This is a genomic window from Novosphingobium fluoreni, assembly GCF_014196615.1.
Taxonomy (GTDB): domain Bacteria; phylum Pseudomonadota; class Alphaproteobacteria; order Sphingomonadales; family Sphingomonadaceae; genus Novosphingobium; species Novosphingobium fluoreni.
Genome location: NZ_JACIDY010000004.1, coordinates 219724 through 236094 on the forward strand (window position 1 = coordinate 219724; position 16371 = coordinate 236094).

Consider the following 16371-nt stretch of genomic DNA (forward strand, 5'->3'; position numbering starts at 1 on the left):
CATGGATCTGCGCTTCACGGCGGAGGAAGAAGCGTTTCGTCAGGACGTTCGCTCTTTCATTCGCGACAACCTGGACCCCGTCACCCATCGCAAGATGATGGACGGGCGTATTCCGACGAAGGAAGAAATCGTCGCTTGGCAGCGCACGCTGAATGCGCGTGGCTGGGCGACGCCGTCGTGGTCGAAGGAGGCGGGCGGGCCCGGCTTCTCCGTCGTGGAGCGCTATATCTTCCTGGATGAATTGCATCAGGCCCCCGCGCCCGAGCCGGTGTCGTTCAATGTCTCGATGATCGGCCCCGTGATTTCGGCGTTCGGCACGCCGGAGCAGAAGGATCGCTTGCTGGCGGCCACCGCCAACATCGACATCTGGTGGGCTCAAGGCTTTTCCGAGCCCGGCGCCGGTTCCGATCTGGCCGCCCTGCGCACCTCCGCGCGCCGCGAGGGCGATCACTTCATCGTCAACGGACACAAGATCTGGCAGGGCATGGGCCACCACGCGGATTGGATGTTCACCCTGGTGCGCACCAATCCCGATGCCCCGAAAAAGCAGATGGGCATCTCCTTCCTGCTGATCGACCTGCGGCTTCCCGGCGTCACCATTCGCCCCATCATCACCAGCGATGGCCGGCACGAGGTCAACGAGGTATTCCTGGATGATGTCCATGTCCCGGCCGATTGCCTGGTCGGGGGGGAGAACCGGGGTTGGGACGTCACCAAGTTCCTGCTCTCGAATGAACGCACCGGAATTGCCCGTATCGGCATGACCAAGCATCTCATCCGCCGCGTGAAGCGCTTGGCAGGCGATGACGAAGCGGTGCTGCGCAAGGCCGCCGCACTGGAAGCCGAACTGAAGATCCTGGAAATCACCCAGCTTCGCATCCTGGACGCGCAACGGGGATCGAACGAGCCCGATCCCCGCTCTTCCGTGCTGAAGCTCAAGGGTGTGGAACTGCGGCAGGCTGCGTCGGAACTGCTTCTTGAAGCTGCGGGCCCGCAGGCCCTGGAGGTCCGCACCGACGAGGATCCCTTCGGTGAGGAAGACACGGAGTGGCTGGGCACGATCATGCCCAATTACGCCATCCTGCGCGCCGCCTCGATCTATGGCGGGTCGAGCGAAGTGCAAAAGACCATCGTCGCCAAGACGATCCTCGGCCTCGGCTGACAGGAAGAACACAATGAACCTGGAGCTTTCTGACGACCAGCGGATGCTGAAGGACAGCATCGAGCGTCTCGTCACCGAACGTTATCCTTTCGACAAGCGCCACGGCCATGCCGCCGGTGCGCGTGGGTTTTCGGATGCGGTCTGGGGCGAGATGGTTGAGCTTGGGCTGACCATGCTGCCGTTCTCAGAACACGTTGGCGGTCTGGGTCTGGGTGGCGTGGAGACGATGATCGTGGGCGAGGCGATCGGGCGTGGGCTGTTGCTCGAACCCTACCTCTCCTCAATCGTCCTGGCAGGAACCGCGATCGCCGAAGGGACGGCGCCCGAAATCGCAGCCGCGCAGCTGGAAGGCATCATGGGCGGGCAGACGATCGCCGCCCTCGCCGATCGCGCAGAAGTGACCGCTACGCCCAATGGCGACAGTGTTCGCCTGGACGGCGCCGCTTCACTCGTGCTGGGCGGCGATCATGCCGATGTGTTCGTCGTAACCTCAAATGACGATGCCTGGATCGTCCCGGCAGACGCGCCCGGCCTCTCGCGCCGCGGCTTCAGCCTGCATGGCGGCGGTGGCGCGGCGGACCTTACGCTCAGCGGCGTGCAAGTCTCCAACGAGGCGCGCGTTACCGCGTCCGCAGTCACCCGCGCCATAGAGGCGGGGATAGCATTCCTGGCCGCCGAAGCGGCGGGGGCGATGCGCGCGGCGCTGGACGTGACGGTGGAATACCTGAAGACCCGCGTGCAGTTCGGCAAGGCCATCGGCACCAACCAGGCTTTGCAACATCGCGCGGCAGAGATGCTTGTGGAAGTGGAGCAGGCGACGTCCGCCGCGATCTACGGTGCGTTGCTGGCGAATGAAGACGATCCGGCAGAACGCGCCCGCGGAACCGCCGCGATCAAGGCGGTCATCGGCAAGACGGGTCGGTTCGTCGCGCAATACGCCGTCCAGCTCCATGGTGGCATCGGTGTCAGCGAGGAACACGTGGTGAGCCATTACTTCCGCCGCCTGACTGCGATCGGCATGCTGCTGGGCGGCACCGACGAACAGATCAAGCGGCTGGCGAAGATGGGTGGTTTTACATCTGCCACGCCGCATCTGGCCGCAGCCTGAGCGATAAGACCGGGCCATCACGCCGGTACATCGCAGCGGCGATAACTGTATGCGCACTGCCGCGCCAGATCGGGGCGTGCTAGGGCCGCATCCAATAGCTTACGAGAAAGGGTTCCTGCATGTCGGTCGAGGTACAAATCGATAGTGGCGTCGCCACGGTCACGATCAATCGCCCGGAACGCAAGAACGCGATCACCATGGCGATGCGTGGCGAATTCCAACAGGTGTTCGAAAGCCTGCAGGACAATGATGATGTTCGCGTCATCGTCCTGACCGGCGCCGGTGGCGATTTCGCGGCCGGGGCCGACGTGGGCGAGATGGGTCAGGGCGGCGTGCGCGGCAACTCGATCAAGGCGCGCACCTTGCACCGCATGGTCCGCAGCGTAGCCCACACCAACAAGCCGGTGATCGCCGCTGTCGAAGGCGTATGCATCGGCGTGGCCTTTGCACTGGCGCTGGCATCGGACTTCATCATCTGCGCTGACAACGCGCGCTTCCAGTTCGCCTTCCGCCACATCGGTCTGGCAATGGACGGGGCGGCAGGCTGGCTGCTGGAGCGTCACGTTGGCATAATGCGCGCCAAGGAAATCGCTTATTCCGGGCGTTTCGTTAGCGGTACCGAAGCGGTTTCGCTCGGCTTTGCGCTTGAATCAGTTCCTGCCGGCGGCGTTCTGGCGCGTGCGCAGGAGATGGCCGCCACCTTTGCCAACGCGCCCACGATCGCGCTGTCGCAAATCAAGCGCCAGTTCGACGCGGCACCGGGCCAGACCTTGGCAGACGCCCTGGAGTTCGAATTCGCCGTGCAGGCTCTGATGACCTGGACTGACGATTTCCGCGAAGGCACCACTGCCTTCAAGGAGAAGCGCAAGCCTGCCTACACGGGGGCCTGATGCCCTCGACTGGCTCAAGCGACGTGGCAGCGCAGATCGCGGCGTTGCTTGAGAAACCCTACGCCCGCTTCTTCGGGTTCGAGGTCTTGCGGGCAGAGCCTGGTGCCATCACCCTCGCCTTGGCGCATCGGGTGGAATTCCAGCATGCGCCGGGTTTTTTCCAAGGCACCGTCACCACCGCCATGGGTGAAATCGCCGGCAGCTGGAGCGCTGCGACGGCGGCAGGAAGTGAGCATGACACCGTGGTTCTGGAGCAATCGATCCGCTTTGTCGCCGCCGCGCGGGGTGATCGTCTGATCGGCGTGGGCCGGATGATCCGCAAGGGCAAGTCGATCAGCTTCGCGGCGACCGACATCTTTGCCGAACACCACGGCGAACGCACCTTATGCGCGCAGCTCTCCCTCACTGCCCGTCATTCCTTCCTGCGCACCGGAGGTGCTGCATGACCGATCAGGTCGACGCCATCGTCGTTGGCGCGGGCGTAGTCGGGCTGGCGATCGGGCGGGCGCTGGCGCTAGCCGGTAAGCCGCCCTTGATCCTGGAAGGCGAGCCGCATTTCGGATCGTGGACGTCCAGCCGAAACAGCGAAGTGATCCATGCGGGTATCTATTATCCGGAGGGGTCATTGAAGGCGCGGCTGTGCGTCGAAGGGAAACACCAGCTTTACGCGTTCTGCCAAGCACGCGGTGTACCTCATCAGCAGCTTGGCAAGCTGATCTTCGCCCATAGCGACACTCAACTGGGTGAGCTGGATGCGATCCTAGCGCATGCGCGGCAGGCCGGCGTCGATGATCTCAGGCCGCTTGACCGCGCCGACGCGCGGGCCATGGAGCCAGAGCTGGATTGCGCCGGGGCCTTGTTTTCCCCTTCGACCGGCATCGTTGACAGCCACGCCTTCATGCTCGCCTTGCTCGGTGAAGCGGAAAGCCATGGCGCGATGCTGGTACCCGGCAGCGAGATCACCCGCGTAACGCATGTTAATGGCCTGTGGCATGTCCATCTCGACGATGGCGAAGCCGCAGTGGCCAGCCCGATCCTCATCAATGCTGCAGGCCTGGGTGCGCAGGCGCTCGCGGCACGGATCGAGGCTTTGCCGGCGACGCATGTGCCGCCGCTCCATCTCGCCCGAGGAGTATATTTCACGTATTCGGGCAAAGTACCGTTCTCGCACCTGATCTATCCGGTGCCCGAGGCGGGCGGCCTTGGCACCCACTTGACGCTCGACCTGGGTGGGCAAGCCCGCTTCGGCCCAGACGTGGAATGGATCGACACAATCGACTACACCGTCGATCCCGCCCGGCTCCCACGCTTCGCCGCTGCCGCCAAGCGGATCTGGCCCGGGCTTGACGAGACCAGGTTGCAGCCAGGCTATGCCGGCATCCGCCCCAAGGTAAGCGGGCCGGGTGAGCCGGCGGGTGACTTCATTATTTCCGGCCCTGAAGATCATGGCTGCACAGGCCTGGTAAACTTGTTCGGGATCGAGTCTCCAGGCCTGACCGCCAGCATGGCTATCGCCGATGTCGTGGCGGCCAAGCTGTGACAGAAGCTGACTACATTATCATCGGCGGCGGCAGCGCGGGCTGCGTCCTCGCCGCCCGCTTGAGCGAGGATCCCTCGATCCGCGTCCTGCTGATCGAGGCCGGACCGCGCGATACCAATCCCTGGATTCACGTGCCGCTGGGCTACGGCAAACTGTTCAATCATGAGCGATTGAACTGGCGGTTCCAGTCCGAGCCGGAGCCGGGCATGAACGGCCGCCGGGTGAACCAGCCGCGTGGCCGCGTGCTGGGCGGTTCCTCCTCGATCAATGGCCTGCTGTATGTGCGCGGACAGCGTGAGGATTTCGATGCCTGGTCGCGGCTGGGCAATCGGGGCTGGGGCTATGAGGATCTGCTGCCCTATTTCCGGCGCGCCGAAGGGCAGCAACGTGGCGCCGATCCCTGGCACGGTGCGGACGGCCCGCTTGCCGTCTCCGACCCCAGCGAGCCACATACGCTTTGCGACGCCTTTATCGAGGCGGGCGTGGAAGCGGGCTATGCGCGCAACGATGATTTCAACGGCGAGACGCAGGAAGGCGTGGGATACTATCAATCCACGATGAAGCGGGGCCGCCGATGCAGCGCGGCTGTGGCGTATTTAAAGCCAGCTCGCAACCGTCGGAACCTTCAGGTCACCACCGGCGCGATGGTTCGGCGCATCCTTCTGGAGGGTAAACGCGCCACCGGCGTCGAGTGGACGGACGAAAGCGGCACGAGCCAGCGCGCCACCGCCTGGCGCGAAGTCATCCTGTCAGCCGGAGCCATCGGCAGCCCGCAAATCCTGGAATTGTCCGGCATCGGCGATGGTGAACGTCTGCGCGGCCTGGGCATAGAGACGATCCACCACAACCCCGAGGTGGGGGAAAACTTCCAGGACCATCTCCAGGTTCGCACCGTCTACAAAGCGACGCGGCCGATCACGTTCAACGATGACATGCTCTCGCCTTTCCGTACCATGGGAGTGGGTCTGCGCTATGCGCTCAGCCGGAAGGGACCGCTTACGGTTTCGGCGGGATATGCGGGCGGCTTCCTGCGCTCGGACATCGCGCGGGACGAAAGGCCGGATATCCAGTGCCTGTTCATCACCTTCAGCACGACGAAGATGGGCGACAAATTGCACGCCTTTTCCGGATTCACCGTGTCCGCCTGCCCGCTTCGGCCTGAAAGCCGGGGCCACGTCCACGCTGTCAGCCCCGACGCGACGGTCTCCCCGGCGATCCTGGCGAACTTCCTGACGACCGAGCGTGATGAAGCCGAAGTCGTCGCCGGGATGCGCATCGTGCGAAAGATCATGGCGCAATCCGCGATCGCTCCGTTCGTGAAGGAAGAACACATACCCGGCTCTGACATGGCCAGCGACGAACAGCTTTTGGCCTACGCCCGGGAAACCGGCGGCTCGATCTATCACGCCAGCTGCTCGGCCGCGATGGGCAAGGTGGTGGATGCATCGCTGCGCGTCATGGGGATCGAGGGCTTGCGCGTTGCCGATGCCTCGATCATGCCCGCAGTACCGTCAGGCAATACCAACGCTGCCGTGATCGCCATCGGCGAAAAGGCGGCCGACATGATCCGCGAGGACAATCGATGACCGAATACACCACGCTGGGCCTTTACATCGATGGCCGCTTCATCACGTCAGGTGCGGGCCGCAAGTCCGAGCCGGTTTTCGATCCGGCGACGGATGAGGTACTGGCCGAACTTCCGCACGCGACTTCCGCCGAACTGGACGAGGCCGTGTCCGCTGCCGAGCGGGCTTTTCCCGCCTGGCGCGCGAAATCCGCGTTGGAGCGCAGCGATATCATGCGCCGGGCCGCCGGCCTGCTGCGCGATCGGATGGATCACTTGTGCCGCGTGATGACGCTGGAACAGGGCAAGCCCCTGGCGGAATCACGGGGCGAGTGGGTTCACGCGTGTGAAATCCTCGAATGGTGCGCCGAGGAAGGCCGCCGGGTCTATGGCCGGATCGTGCCCTCGCGCATGCCCGGTCTCGACCACTTGGTCTTGTCGGAACCTGTCGGCCCGGCCGCGGTCTTTACACCCTGGAATTTCCCGGCGCTGACCCCTGCCCGCAAGCTTGCGGCCGGTCTCGCCGCCGGGTGCCCTGTAATCCTCAAGGCGTCGGAAGAGACGCCCGGCTCCGCGGTCGAAATCGTGCGCGCCCTGCATGAGGCGGGTTTACCCGCCGGCTGCGCGCAACTGGTGTTCGGCGTGCCGTCGGAAGTATCCGAGCAGCTTATCCTGGCCCCCGCCATTCGCAAAGTCAGCTTTACCGGATCGACACAGGTGGGTCGCCACCTGATGAAGCTGGCGGCCGAAGGGCCCAAGCGCACCACGATGGAATTGGGCGGTAATGGTCCGGTAATCGTGTTTTCGGACGCGGACTACGATCGCACGATCAAGACGCTGGCAGCCGGCAAGTTTCGCAACGCCGGCCAAGTCTGCGTCAGCCCTGCCCGGTTTTTCGTGCATGAAAGCCTGATCGACCGGTTCACCCAGGATCTAGCCGCACATGCCGCCGGGATTTCGGTCGGCTCTGGCCTTGCCGCAGACAGCGTGATGGGTCCCCTGGCGAACGGCCGCCGGGTGGAGGCGATGGAGCGCTTCATCGCCGATGCCGAAGATCGGGGCGGAACCATACGCGCCGGTGGCAAGCGTACGGGCAATGCGGGTAACTTTTTCCAGCCAACCGTGGTCACCGGGCTGGGCGGCGACGCCCTGCTCTTCAGTGAAGAATGCTTCGGCCCTATCATGCCGATCGCGCCGTTCTCCACCGTGGACGAAGCGATTGAGAAGGCGAACTCCGTCGCCGCCGGGCTTGCCGGTTACGCGTTCACCACCAGCCTCGACACCGCGCAGACGGCGATGCATCGCATCCGCACCGGTATGGTGGGTCTCAACACGCTCACGATCTCCACTCCCGAGACGCCGTTCGGCGGCGTCGGCGAAAGCGGTCATGGCTCGGAAGGCGGCATGGAAGGGCTCCAGGCCTATCTCGATACCAAGCTGGTATCGCTGGCCTGAAGCTTCCCAGCGGCCGGTCAACCCGGATGCGCTTCAGCTTGCTGGAGCGTATCCACGGCTGCGGGTGAGTGGGCGATCGTGTGAGATATCGTTGCGATCGCGGGTGTTCGGACCGGTGGCCCGCATTTGCGAGAGATACTCCGCAGGCACGTCGACGGGGTTGAACGAGCCGGAAATCTGGTTGACGCACACCCGGTGCGCGATCGCCCAGTGCCCATCGCGCTTCTCGAAACGATCCACGTAGCGGCCGAAAGCCAAAGTCGGCGGGCCTTCGCGGTTTTCGCCCCAGAAGACGTAATACGTTTCGCCGTGAGCCACATCTCCGTCGATCTCGACCGTGTGGTTGGTGATGATATGCTGGTGCTGGTGCTGGAATTCTCCATGCCAGCCGATCGCCCAGTCGGTGAACTGGTCGGGATCGCCCTCCGCGACGCCATGCTCGTCGATAGCGTCGGGATGATAGGCCGACGCCATCAGCGCCTTGTCGAAACGATCGATCCCGCGTGTATAGCGCAGCAGCGCCTGATAGATTTCATGCCGGTCCTTCTGCTCACGCACGAACGCGATCAGCTCCGGCGTCAATTCGGTATCGGCCATTTGCATCTCTCCTATTATTCCGGTCTCAACTTTCCCTGCTCTGGCGCGATGGCGCAAGGCGCGACGAACTGATCACATCACCGATGTCTCGCTCTATGCGGAGGGTTCAGCGAATAGGACCGCTTGCGCGTCCTCACCCGGTGGCCATCGATCAACGTGGCGGGCTGGTTCTGTCCCGCCGCAGACCGTTAGCAATGCGTGCCAGCCACCAGCGCTTGACCTCTGCCGGGCATGAGGCAGACGAATGCATGGACGAGCAGTAGTGGCATTCAGTCCGGATGCCGTTCCACCGGCAAGCGACCCAGCACCACGTAAGCCAGCGCGGCGCACACGAACAGGACGAGCGCTATAATCAGCGAGACGGCATACCCGCCGGTCCTGTCAAACATCACGCCGATCCCCGCCATGCCCAGCACGCCCGCGCTGGTGATACCAACGGTGCAGATACCAAATACGCTGCCAAACCGCGCGATTGGAAAATATCGGGCGATCATGAACGCAACGATGTCGATTTCGGCCCCCTGGGACGCACCGATCAGGATGACGCCGATATAGGCGAAGCGTGTATCATGTCCGGATAGCAACAGGCAGCCCACGCCCAAAGCCGACAGCAGCATGATACCTGCTGCCGTCATGGTGGCATTCGCGCGATCGAGCAACAAGCCCGCGCCGAAAGCACCGGCCAGCGCAGCCAGTCCTAGCATTCCCACCATGGCGGCAGCACGCGGCGCTGTCAGGCCGACTTCGATCAGTAGCGGCTGCAACTGGCTGATGATGGCAAGCAGCGGCATGTACGCGCAGGCGGCACCGGCGGTGATCGCCCATACACGGGGATCGCGCAACAAATCGCGCCAGGAGACCGCCCCACCGCCTTTAGAGTCTAACCCGGCGGGGGTCTGACGGATCGCATGGTTGTGGCGGTCCCGTTCGATACCCCAGTAAACCGCCGGGATGGCAATCAGCACGGTCAGGGTCGCCATAGCAGCGTAGCCCGTGCGCCATCCGCCCCATTGCATCAAGGCGAATAGCAATGGCGGCAACGAGGCCGCCATCAAAGCCAACCCACATCGTCCTACCGCCAGGGAAAACCCCCGCGAGCGCACGAAGACCGCGGCCATCGCGCGGGAAAAACCCACACCCGAGGTCGCAAATCCGCTGAGCGAGAGCAAGGCGAACAAGGCATAATAGATCCAGATCGATCCCGGCATCAGCGACAGCCCCGTCCAAGCAGCCGCCACGCCCACGAACCCGCAAAGCAATACCGGCCGCGCCCCGTGCCGATCGATTAGCCGCCCGATCGCGGGGTTGAGCAGAGCCAGGATCAGGGCCGCGTTATTGGCCATGGCGATTTCGCCACGGCTCCAACCAAAGGCGCTTTGCAAAGGCAGGATAAACAAGCTGGAGATATTGGGGAAGATCGAGGCTCCAAGGCCAAGTCCGAGCAGTGTCGCCACACCCGTGGGCCAATGCCGCCGCCATTCGGCACGCGTTGCGGTCCAATGGCTGTCCGCATCAATCTGTAGCGCTGTCATATCGTGCACTTCTTGCACCGATCCCACTTTAGAACCAGCACCGCCTGCAATTTAACTGCAACGCTATCACCTTCCTGCATCACGTCGGTGACATCAAAGCATCCCCCGCCAAGCTTTGCCTGCCACGCATCCCGTTGCAGCAATCGCGTCGCAGCTCCGCCAGGCATGCAGCGGCATCAGCGTATCTTCTCAGACTTTATAAAATTTGGCCGCACCGATGCCGCGGGTGCCACCTCGCCAGCGGGTGTGGTCGTTCCATCCAAACGAAATCAATAATGTGATGCCGTGGCCTTGGAGGCGGTTCGCGCGCATCCGACATTGACGGGAAGGGCGGAGAGGTAAAACGAAAGCGTACACGACGAAGGCTCGTCGCACAGGATTGAACCGCGATGTCCATCAAGATGCCCGAACCGGATCAGGCCGTCCTCGCCCGGCGGGATGCCATCGTGGCCGCCTTGCGCGCTATCGTGCCGGGCGAAGGCGTGATCGACAGTGAAAGGGAACTCACGCCTTATGAATCCGATGGTCTGACCGCTTATCGGCAACCGCCCATGGTCGTGGTTCTGCCCGAGACGACGCAGCAGGTGGCGGAGATCTTGCGCTATTGCCATCGCGAAGGTGTGAAGGTCGTGCCCCGTGGTTCGGGTACGTCTCTATCGGGTGGCGCGCTGCCGCTGGCCGATGCGGTGCTGCTGGGCATGGGCAAATTCAACCGCGTCATAGAGATCGACTACGACGATCGCCTGGTCGTGGTGCAACCCGGCGTCACCAATCTGGCCATCACGCGTGCAGTGGAGGGCGAGGGCTTTTACTACGCGCCCGACCCCTCCAGCCAGATCGCCTGCTCGATCGGCGGCAACGTCGCGGAGAACTCAGGAGGCGTGCATTGCTTGAAATATGGGCTGACCACCAACAACGTCCTGGGCGTGGAATTGGTAACCATTGAGGGCGAAGTCTTGCGCTTTGGCGGCAAGGCGCTTGACGGTGCCGGGATGGACCTGCTGGGCGTGATCGTCGGGTCCGAGGGCCTGTTGGGCGTCGTGACCGAGGTAACCGTGCGCATCCTGCCCAAGCCCGAAACGGCGCGCGCCCTGCTGATCGGCTTCCCTGCAGTCGAAGCGGCCGGACAATGCGTGGCGGATACCATCGCGGCGGGCATCATCCCCGCCGGCATGGAAATGATGGACCGGCCCGCGATCCATGCTGCCGAGGCATTCGTGAAAGTCGGCTATCCGCTGAATGTCGAGGCGCTGCTCATCGTCGAACTGGACGGCCCCGCGGCCGAGTGCGACCATCTGATTGATGAAGTGGCCGCGATCGCGCAGCGCAATGGTGCAACCACTCTGCAAATCTCGAGTGACGAGGATGAGCGGCTTGCTTTCTGGGCCGGGCGCAAGGCCGCTTTCCCGGCCGTCGGGCGATTGGCCCCCGATTACTACTGCATGGACGGGACCATCCCGCGCCGTCGTCTTCCTGAAGTGCTGCAGCGCATGGAGGCACTGTCCCAGCAATACGGCCTTGGCGTGGCGAACGTATTTCACGCCGGGGACGGCAACCTGCACCCGTTGATCCTTTACGATGCCAATCAGCCAGGCCAGCTCGACAAGGCCGAGGCGTTCGGCAACGACATCCTGCGCCTTTGTGTCGAAGTGGGCGGGGTGCTGACGGGCGAGCATGGCGTGGGCGTGGAAAAGCGCGATTTGATGCCGGAGATGTTCGACGAGATCGACCTGAAGCAGCAACAACGCGTCAAGTGCGCGTTCGACCCGGCATCGTTGCTGAATCCGGGCAAAGTGTTCCCCACGCTGCATCGCTGCGCCGAGCTGGGACGAACGCACGTTCATCATGGCCAGCTTTCTTTTCCGGACATTCCGCGCTTCTGATGCACCAGCCCCAGACCCCCGAAGACATCGTTGCCATCCTGACCGATGCGGCGGCGCGAAAAGCCACGGTCGAGATCGTCGGCGGCGGAACTCGCCGATCGTTCGGCGCGTCCACGCCTGATGCCGAGCAACTTGCGACGACCGCCCTGTCAGGTATCATCAGTTATGATCCGGCTGAGTTGGTGCTGACGGTTAAGGCCGGCACCCCACTGGCGGAACTGGAAGCAGCGCTTGCCGAATGCGGCCAGGCCTTTTTGTTCGAACCGAACACGGCACCCGGATCGACCATCGGCGGGGTGATCGGCTCTGGCCTGTCAGGCTCACGGCGCGTGTCGGGCGGAGCGGTGCGAGACCACCTGTTGGGTTTTGAGGCCGTATCGGGCCGGGCGGAACGCTTCAAGGCGGGCGGCAAAGTGGTCAAAAACGTGACCGGGTACGACCTGTCAAAGTTGATGTGCGGCGCGTGGGGCCGGCTTGCGGTCTTGACCGAAGTCACGTTGAAGGTGTTGCCCAACCCCACACAGAGCCTGACCTTGGTTTGGACTGCGCTGGACGATGCCGCCGCGTGGGATTTGATGGGCGAGGCGATGCGCCTGCCGGCCGATGTCGCTGCGGCTGCCCACGACCCACAGCGTGGCGTTACGCTTTTGCGCATCGAAGGCTTTGGTCCTTCGGTCGGTGCGCGGGCAATCCTGCTGAAGGGGGCTTTGGCCCGTTTCGGCGTGCCGCAGGAGATCGCAGCCGAAGAAGGGGCCTTGCTTTGGCGTCCTTTCGCGAACGCTGCGGCGCTGGGGCAGTCGCCAACGATCTGGCGGCTGAGCGTGCCACGCAAGGAAGGGCTTGGCATTGTGCACGCTCTGGCGCGCGACGGCGGCCAGTGGATCGCCGATTGGGCGGGCGGCCTTATCCACCATGATACGCAGTCGGATCCGGCCATGGTGCGCGCCACCGTCACGGCAGCAGGTGGCCATGCCATGCTGCTGCGCGCGCCGGATGACGTCCGGGCGCATGTTCCCGCCCAGCATCCTCTTCCACAGGGCGAGGCGGCCTTGGCTGCGCGTATCCGCCGCGCCTTTGACCCTGCAGGCCTGTTCGAGACCGGCCGCTTCCTGGATCAGCCACATGCAGACTAAATTTCAACCTGAACTGCTGGCCGATCCGGCGATGGCCTCCTCCGAGAGCGTGATCCGCAAGTGCGTGCACTGCGGTTTTTGCACCGCCACCTGCCCTACTTATGTCCTGCTGGGTGACGAACTGGATAGTCCCCGCGGCCGCATCTATCTGATGAAGGACATGCTGGAAAACGCCCGCAAGCCGACGTCTGAAGTCGTCAAGCATGTCGATCGTTGCCTGTCGTGCTTGTCCTGCATGACCACGTGCCCGTCGGGCGTGAACTATATGCATCTGGTGGATCATGCGCGATCCTATATCGAGGAGCACCATGATCGCAGCCCGGCTGACCGGATGCTCCGCGCCCTTGTGGCCTTCGTTCTGCCCCATCCCGCTCGTTTCCGTGCCGCGTTGGTCGCCGCCAAGCTGGGTCGACCGCTGGCGCCCTGGATCGCCAAGATCGCAGCACTCAAGCCGATGGCCGCCATGCTGGAACTCGCGCCCAGAAAGCTCCCGACCGCCGTTCCGCCCCGCAGCGTCATGCCGGTCGCGCCCAAAGGCCGCGTCGTCCTGCTACAGGGCTGCGCCGAGCCGGTCCTGAGCCCGCAGACCCGCGCTGCGACCGTGCGGCTGCTGGAACGCTGCGGCTATGGCGTTTCCTTCGCGGCGGGTGAGCAGTGTTGCGGCGCCCTCGTTCACCATATGGGCAAGGAGCAGGCAGCTCTGGAAGCGGCACGGCGCAACGTCGATGCCTGGACACGAGAGATCGAGAAGGGCCTGGATGCCATCGTCATTACCGCATCGGGTTGCGGCACGACGATCAAGGACTACGGCTTCATGCTGCGCAACGACGCCGCGTATGCAGCGAAGGCCGAACGGGTTTCGGCGATGGCGCGCGACATCAGCGAATTGCTGGCAGATATCGCCATGCCAGCCGTCGTGGAACAGCGCAGCGCGGGCATCACCGTGGCCTACCACTCCGCATGTTCGATGCAGCATGGGCAGAAGATCACGTCCCAACCACAGCGCCTGCTACGAGACGCTGGTTTCGCCGTGAAGACGCCGGCCGAGTCACATCTGTGCTGCGGATCAGCGGGCACATACAACATTTTCCAGCCCGAAATCGCCGACCAGTTGGGCAATCGTAAAGTCGCCCAGATCGAGAAGCTGGGGGCGGATGTGATCGCCACGGGCAACATCGGTTGCGCGGTACAGATCGGCAGTCGCTCCGGCACCCCGGTAATTCATACCATCGAACTGCTGGACTGGGCCACTGGTGGACCGGTGCCACCCGCGCTTAGCGATCATCCCGTTTTCAAAAGGAGTTAGACCATGGGTGCCATTACCCTCGATCAAGCCAACACGATCATTGCCGCTGCCTTCGCAAAGGGCCAGGAATTGGGCCTGAAGCCACTTTCGGTTGCGGTCCTGTGCCCGGGCGGTCATTTGATCGCGTTCCAGCGGGCTGATGGTGCTTCGACCCTGCGGCCTCAGATCGCTACGGGGAAGGCGTCGGGCGCGTTGGCATTGGGCGTGAACTCGCGCGCGATAGCTGACATGGCGGCGGACCGGCCCACCTTCGTCGCCTCTCTGGGCCCGATCTCGCAGGGCGGGATCATCCCGGCAGCGGGTGGTGTGATCGTCAGGGACTCTGCCGGAGCGATCGTGGGCGCGGTCGGGATCACGGGTGACACGTCCGACAACGACGAGACATGCGCTCTGGCCGGTATCGGCGCTGCGGGGCTAGCCGCTTAAGGCCGATCCTTGGCCAGGCAAATTTTTCACTGGTCATCTTATATCAAATGGTCGGCAGCGATGCCGGCCATTTTTTATTTCTTAATCTCGAACACCCTGCCGCCACTTACGAATTGAGTTCCAAAGCAATCGTATTGAAACGAATGGGTACTCTCCCTCTCGGTCGCGCTTGAATAGTGATCGACAGCAGACATAGCACGAAACGCCGCTAACCTGTTTCCCTTGGGTCCAAACTTTGTGGGCGGGGTACAAATAGCTGATCAAACCAGAATCTGCACCCCACAGGTAAGCGCTAATCCTGCGCGGTCACGATACATTCGCGTTGCGAGGCCCTTTGCCCAAAGTGAAGGCCAGCACGGTCGAGACCGCGCAGGCAAATGCCAGATAGAGGAAAAGCGGGGCATAGCTTGTCGCCGCGTCTCGGGCGTATCCTGCAACAGAAGGAGCGATCCCATAACCCAGCGCAAAAATACCGATAAGCATGCCGAAGATCGCCGCGTATGCGCGTAACCCGAAATAGCGCCCTGTCATGTAGGCCAGCGTCCCGGTGGTCCCTCCAGAACCTAGACCAAGCAAAATGCCAACCGCAATCCCTATGGCCGCGTTGCCTGCCACCACGCGGGCCATGAAGCAGCAAAACAGGAGGAACAGGATCGATGCCGCAAACACGTGCGAACTCGGCAACCGATCCAGCAAAATGCCGGTGACAAGCCTCCCCACGATCAGGGCCAACCCCATGGCCGATGCGATGCCGGCCGCCGTCGCCCCGCTTAATCCCTCCTCCTTGAGGATGGGAAAAAGATGCACCGTCAAGGTTCCTTCGACAAACGCCACAACAAGCGCTAGCAACGCCAGCTGCCAGAAATGGCGTGTGCCCAGCGCTTGCTTCAGCGAGAGGCCGGTCGCCAGCGGTTCTTGCACACGAGCAGCTTTATCCACCGCAATTGCCTCGACCGGCTGTGTGGCGGCCAAATCCTCGCGGGCACGAAACAGGAACAGGAGGACCGGCAGCAACACGATCAGGAAAACCGCGGCGATGGCGATGTAAACCCCCCGCCATCCATAATGCGCTTCCATCAAGACGGCGAGAGGGGGAAAGAGCAGATGAGCAAGGCCGCCCCCGCTCAGCGTAACGGCGAGCGCAAATCCGCGCGCATGCTCGAACAAACCACTGACTGCCATTGACCAAACCATTGGACCGATCGCGACGTTGACTACGGCAAACGCTGTCCATGCGCCATACCACGTCCAGGGTGAGCCACCTGTAAGGCTGATCAGCAGCAAGCCAGGGATCGCGCCAAGCGTACCGCAAATGGCTACCTTGCGCGCGCCCAGTCTTGAAGTGAGCGCGCCGCCAACCGGGGCGAGCAACAACGCCATGGCCGAACACAGGAAGACATTTACAGCCACCACGGCGCGCGGCCACCCAAACTCATGCTGCAAAGGCTCCATCACCACGCCAGTAACGCTGGCGACACCCGCCATCGCGGTCATGCCCAATGTACCACTGGCAACCGTGCGCCAGCCCCGGGACCATTCCGACGCTTCCCCCATAAACTGTCCTCTCCGGTTTTTATTTAGATTTGCGCCACGTATAAGGCGTTCGTAAAAAGCATCGATCGGCGTTCCCCCGCGAAACGTTACCGCCGAAGCTCCAATGCCATGCGGTACTGGCTGGGTCAGTTGATCAATGATTGCAGCATCTTGGTACTCTTCTTTTGACAAAAGAATACCCTATGATAGACAGTCTTCACTGCCAATTTGCGTGCTTGTTT

The 16371-nt window shown here is 63.0% G+C and carries 14 protein-coding genes; 11 read left to right on the top strand and 3 right to left on the bottom strand.

Annotated elements, in window-relative coordinates; all coding sequences use genetic code 11:
* The first annotated feature begins 1 nt into the window (after window position 1).
* From GGR39_RS10150 to GGR39_RS10180, 7 genes are all read left to right on the top strand, one after another.
* The gene (locus GGR39_RS10150; protein WP_183617017.1) at window positions 2-1162 is read left to right on the top strand and encodes an acyl-CoA dehydrogenase family protein; all 1161 of its coding nucleotides are present in this window, start codon (window positions 2-4) and stop codon (window positions 1160-1162) included.
* A 13-nt stretch (window positions 1163-1175) separates the two neighbouring features.
* Window positions 1176-2270, top strand: a complete 1095-nt coding sequence (locus GGR39_RS10155; protein WP_183617018.1) for an acyl-CoA dehydrogenase family protein — start codon at window positions 1176-1178, stop codon at window positions 2268-2270.
* Between the two features lie 119 nt (window positions 2271-2389).
* Window positions 2390-3160, top strand: a complete 771-nt coding sequence (locus GGR39_RS10160; RefSeq protein ID WP_058736803.1) for an enoyl-CoA hydratase/isomerase family protein — start codon at window positions 2390-2392, stop codon at window positions 3158-3160.
* Between the two features lie 23 nt (window positions 3161-3183).
* On the top strand, window positions 3184-3606 hold the full coding sequence (locus GGR39_RS17395) for a hotdog domain-containing protein (protein WP_183617019.1): 423 nt from the start codon (window positions 3184-3186) through the stop codon (window positions 3604-3606).
* A complete protein-coding gene (locus GGR39_RS10170) occupies window positions 3603-4700 on the top strand; it encodes an NAD(P)/FAD-dependent oxidoreductase (protein WP_183617020.1) in 1098 nt (365 codons plus the stop codon). Before GGR39_RS17395 ends, GGR39_RS10170 begins: the two co-directional genes overlap by 4 nt.
* Window positions 4697-6286, top strand: coding sequence for a choline dehydrogenase (locus tag GGR39_RS10175; protein ID WP_183617021.1), 1590 nt, complete (start codon window positions 4697-4699; stop codon window positions 6284-6286). The genes GGR39_RS10170 and GGR39_RS10175 overlap by 4 nt, the downstream gene beginning before the upstream one ends.
* Window positions 6283-7719, top strand: coding sequence for an NAD-dependent succinate-semialdehyde dehydrogenase (locus tag GGR39_RS10180; protein ID WP_183617022.1), 1437 nt, complete (start codon window positions 6283-6285; stop codon window positions 7717-7719). Before GGR39_RS10175 ends, GGR39_RS10180 begins: the two co-directional genes overlap by 4 nt.
* 33 nt (window positions 7720-7752) lie before the next feature.
* Here GGR39_RS10180 and GGR39_RS10185 read toward each other — a convergent pair whose 3' ends face one another.
* Entirely contained in the window at window positions 7753-8316 is a 564-nt protein-coding gene (locus GGR39_RS10185) for a nuclear transport factor 2 family protein (RefSeq protein ID WP_058736798.1), read from the bottom strand.
* Between the two features lie 269 nt (window positions 8317-8585).
* On the bottom strand, window positions 8586-9848 hold the full coding sequence (locus GGR39_RS10190; RefSeq protein WP_183617023.1) for an MFS transporter: 1263 nt from the start codon (window positions 9846-9848) through the stop codon (window positions 8586-8588).
* A 389-nt stretch (window positions 9849-10237) separates the two neighbouring features.
* On the opposite strand from GGR39_RS10190, the gene GGR39_RS10195 reads away from it, so the two are divergent.
* From GGR39_RS10195 to GGR39_RS10210, 4 genes are read left to right on the top strand one after another with little or no spacing between them, the layout of a single operon-like run.
* On the top strand, window positions 10238-11731 hold the full coding sequence (locus GGR39_RS10195; RefSeq protein ID WP_183617024.1) for an FAD-linked oxidase C-terminal domain-containing protein: 1494 nt from the start codon (window positions 10238-10240) through the stop codon (window positions 11729-11731).
* The gene (locus GGR39_RS10200; protein WP_058736795.1) at window positions 11731-12864 is read left to right on the top strand and encodes an FAD-binding protein; all 1134 of its coding nucleotides are present in this window, start codon (window positions 11731-11733) and stop codon (window positions 12862-12864) included. The genes GGR39_RS10195 and GGR39_RS10200 overlap by 1 nt, the downstream gene beginning before the upstream one ends.
* Complete coding sequence (gene glcF / locus GGR39_RS10205; RefSeq protein WP_183617025.1) at window positions 12854-14170, top strand: glycolate oxidase subunit GlcF; 1317 nt, start codon at window positions 12854-12856, stop codon at window positions 14168-14170. The genes GGR39_RS10200 and glcF overlap by 11 nt, the downstream gene beginning before the upstream one ends.
* A 3-nt stretch (window positions 14171-14173) precedes the next feature.
* Window positions 14174-14596, top strand: a complete 423-nt coding sequence (locus GGR39_RS10210) for a GlcG/HbpS family heme-binding protein (RefSeq protein WP_058736793.1) — start codon at window positions 14174-14176, stop codon at window positions 14594-14596.
* Window positions 14597-14902: 306 nt separating this feature from the next.
* Here the strand turns inward: GGR39_RS10210 and GGR39_RS10215 are convergent, their stop codons facing one another.
* The gene (locus GGR39_RS10215) at window positions 14903-16321 is read right to left on the bottom strand and encodes an MFS transporter (protein WP_183617026.1); all 1419 of its coding nucleotides are present in this window, start codon (window positions 16319-16321) and stop codon (window positions 14903-14905) included.
* Window positions 16322-16371: the final 50 nt, after the last annotated feature.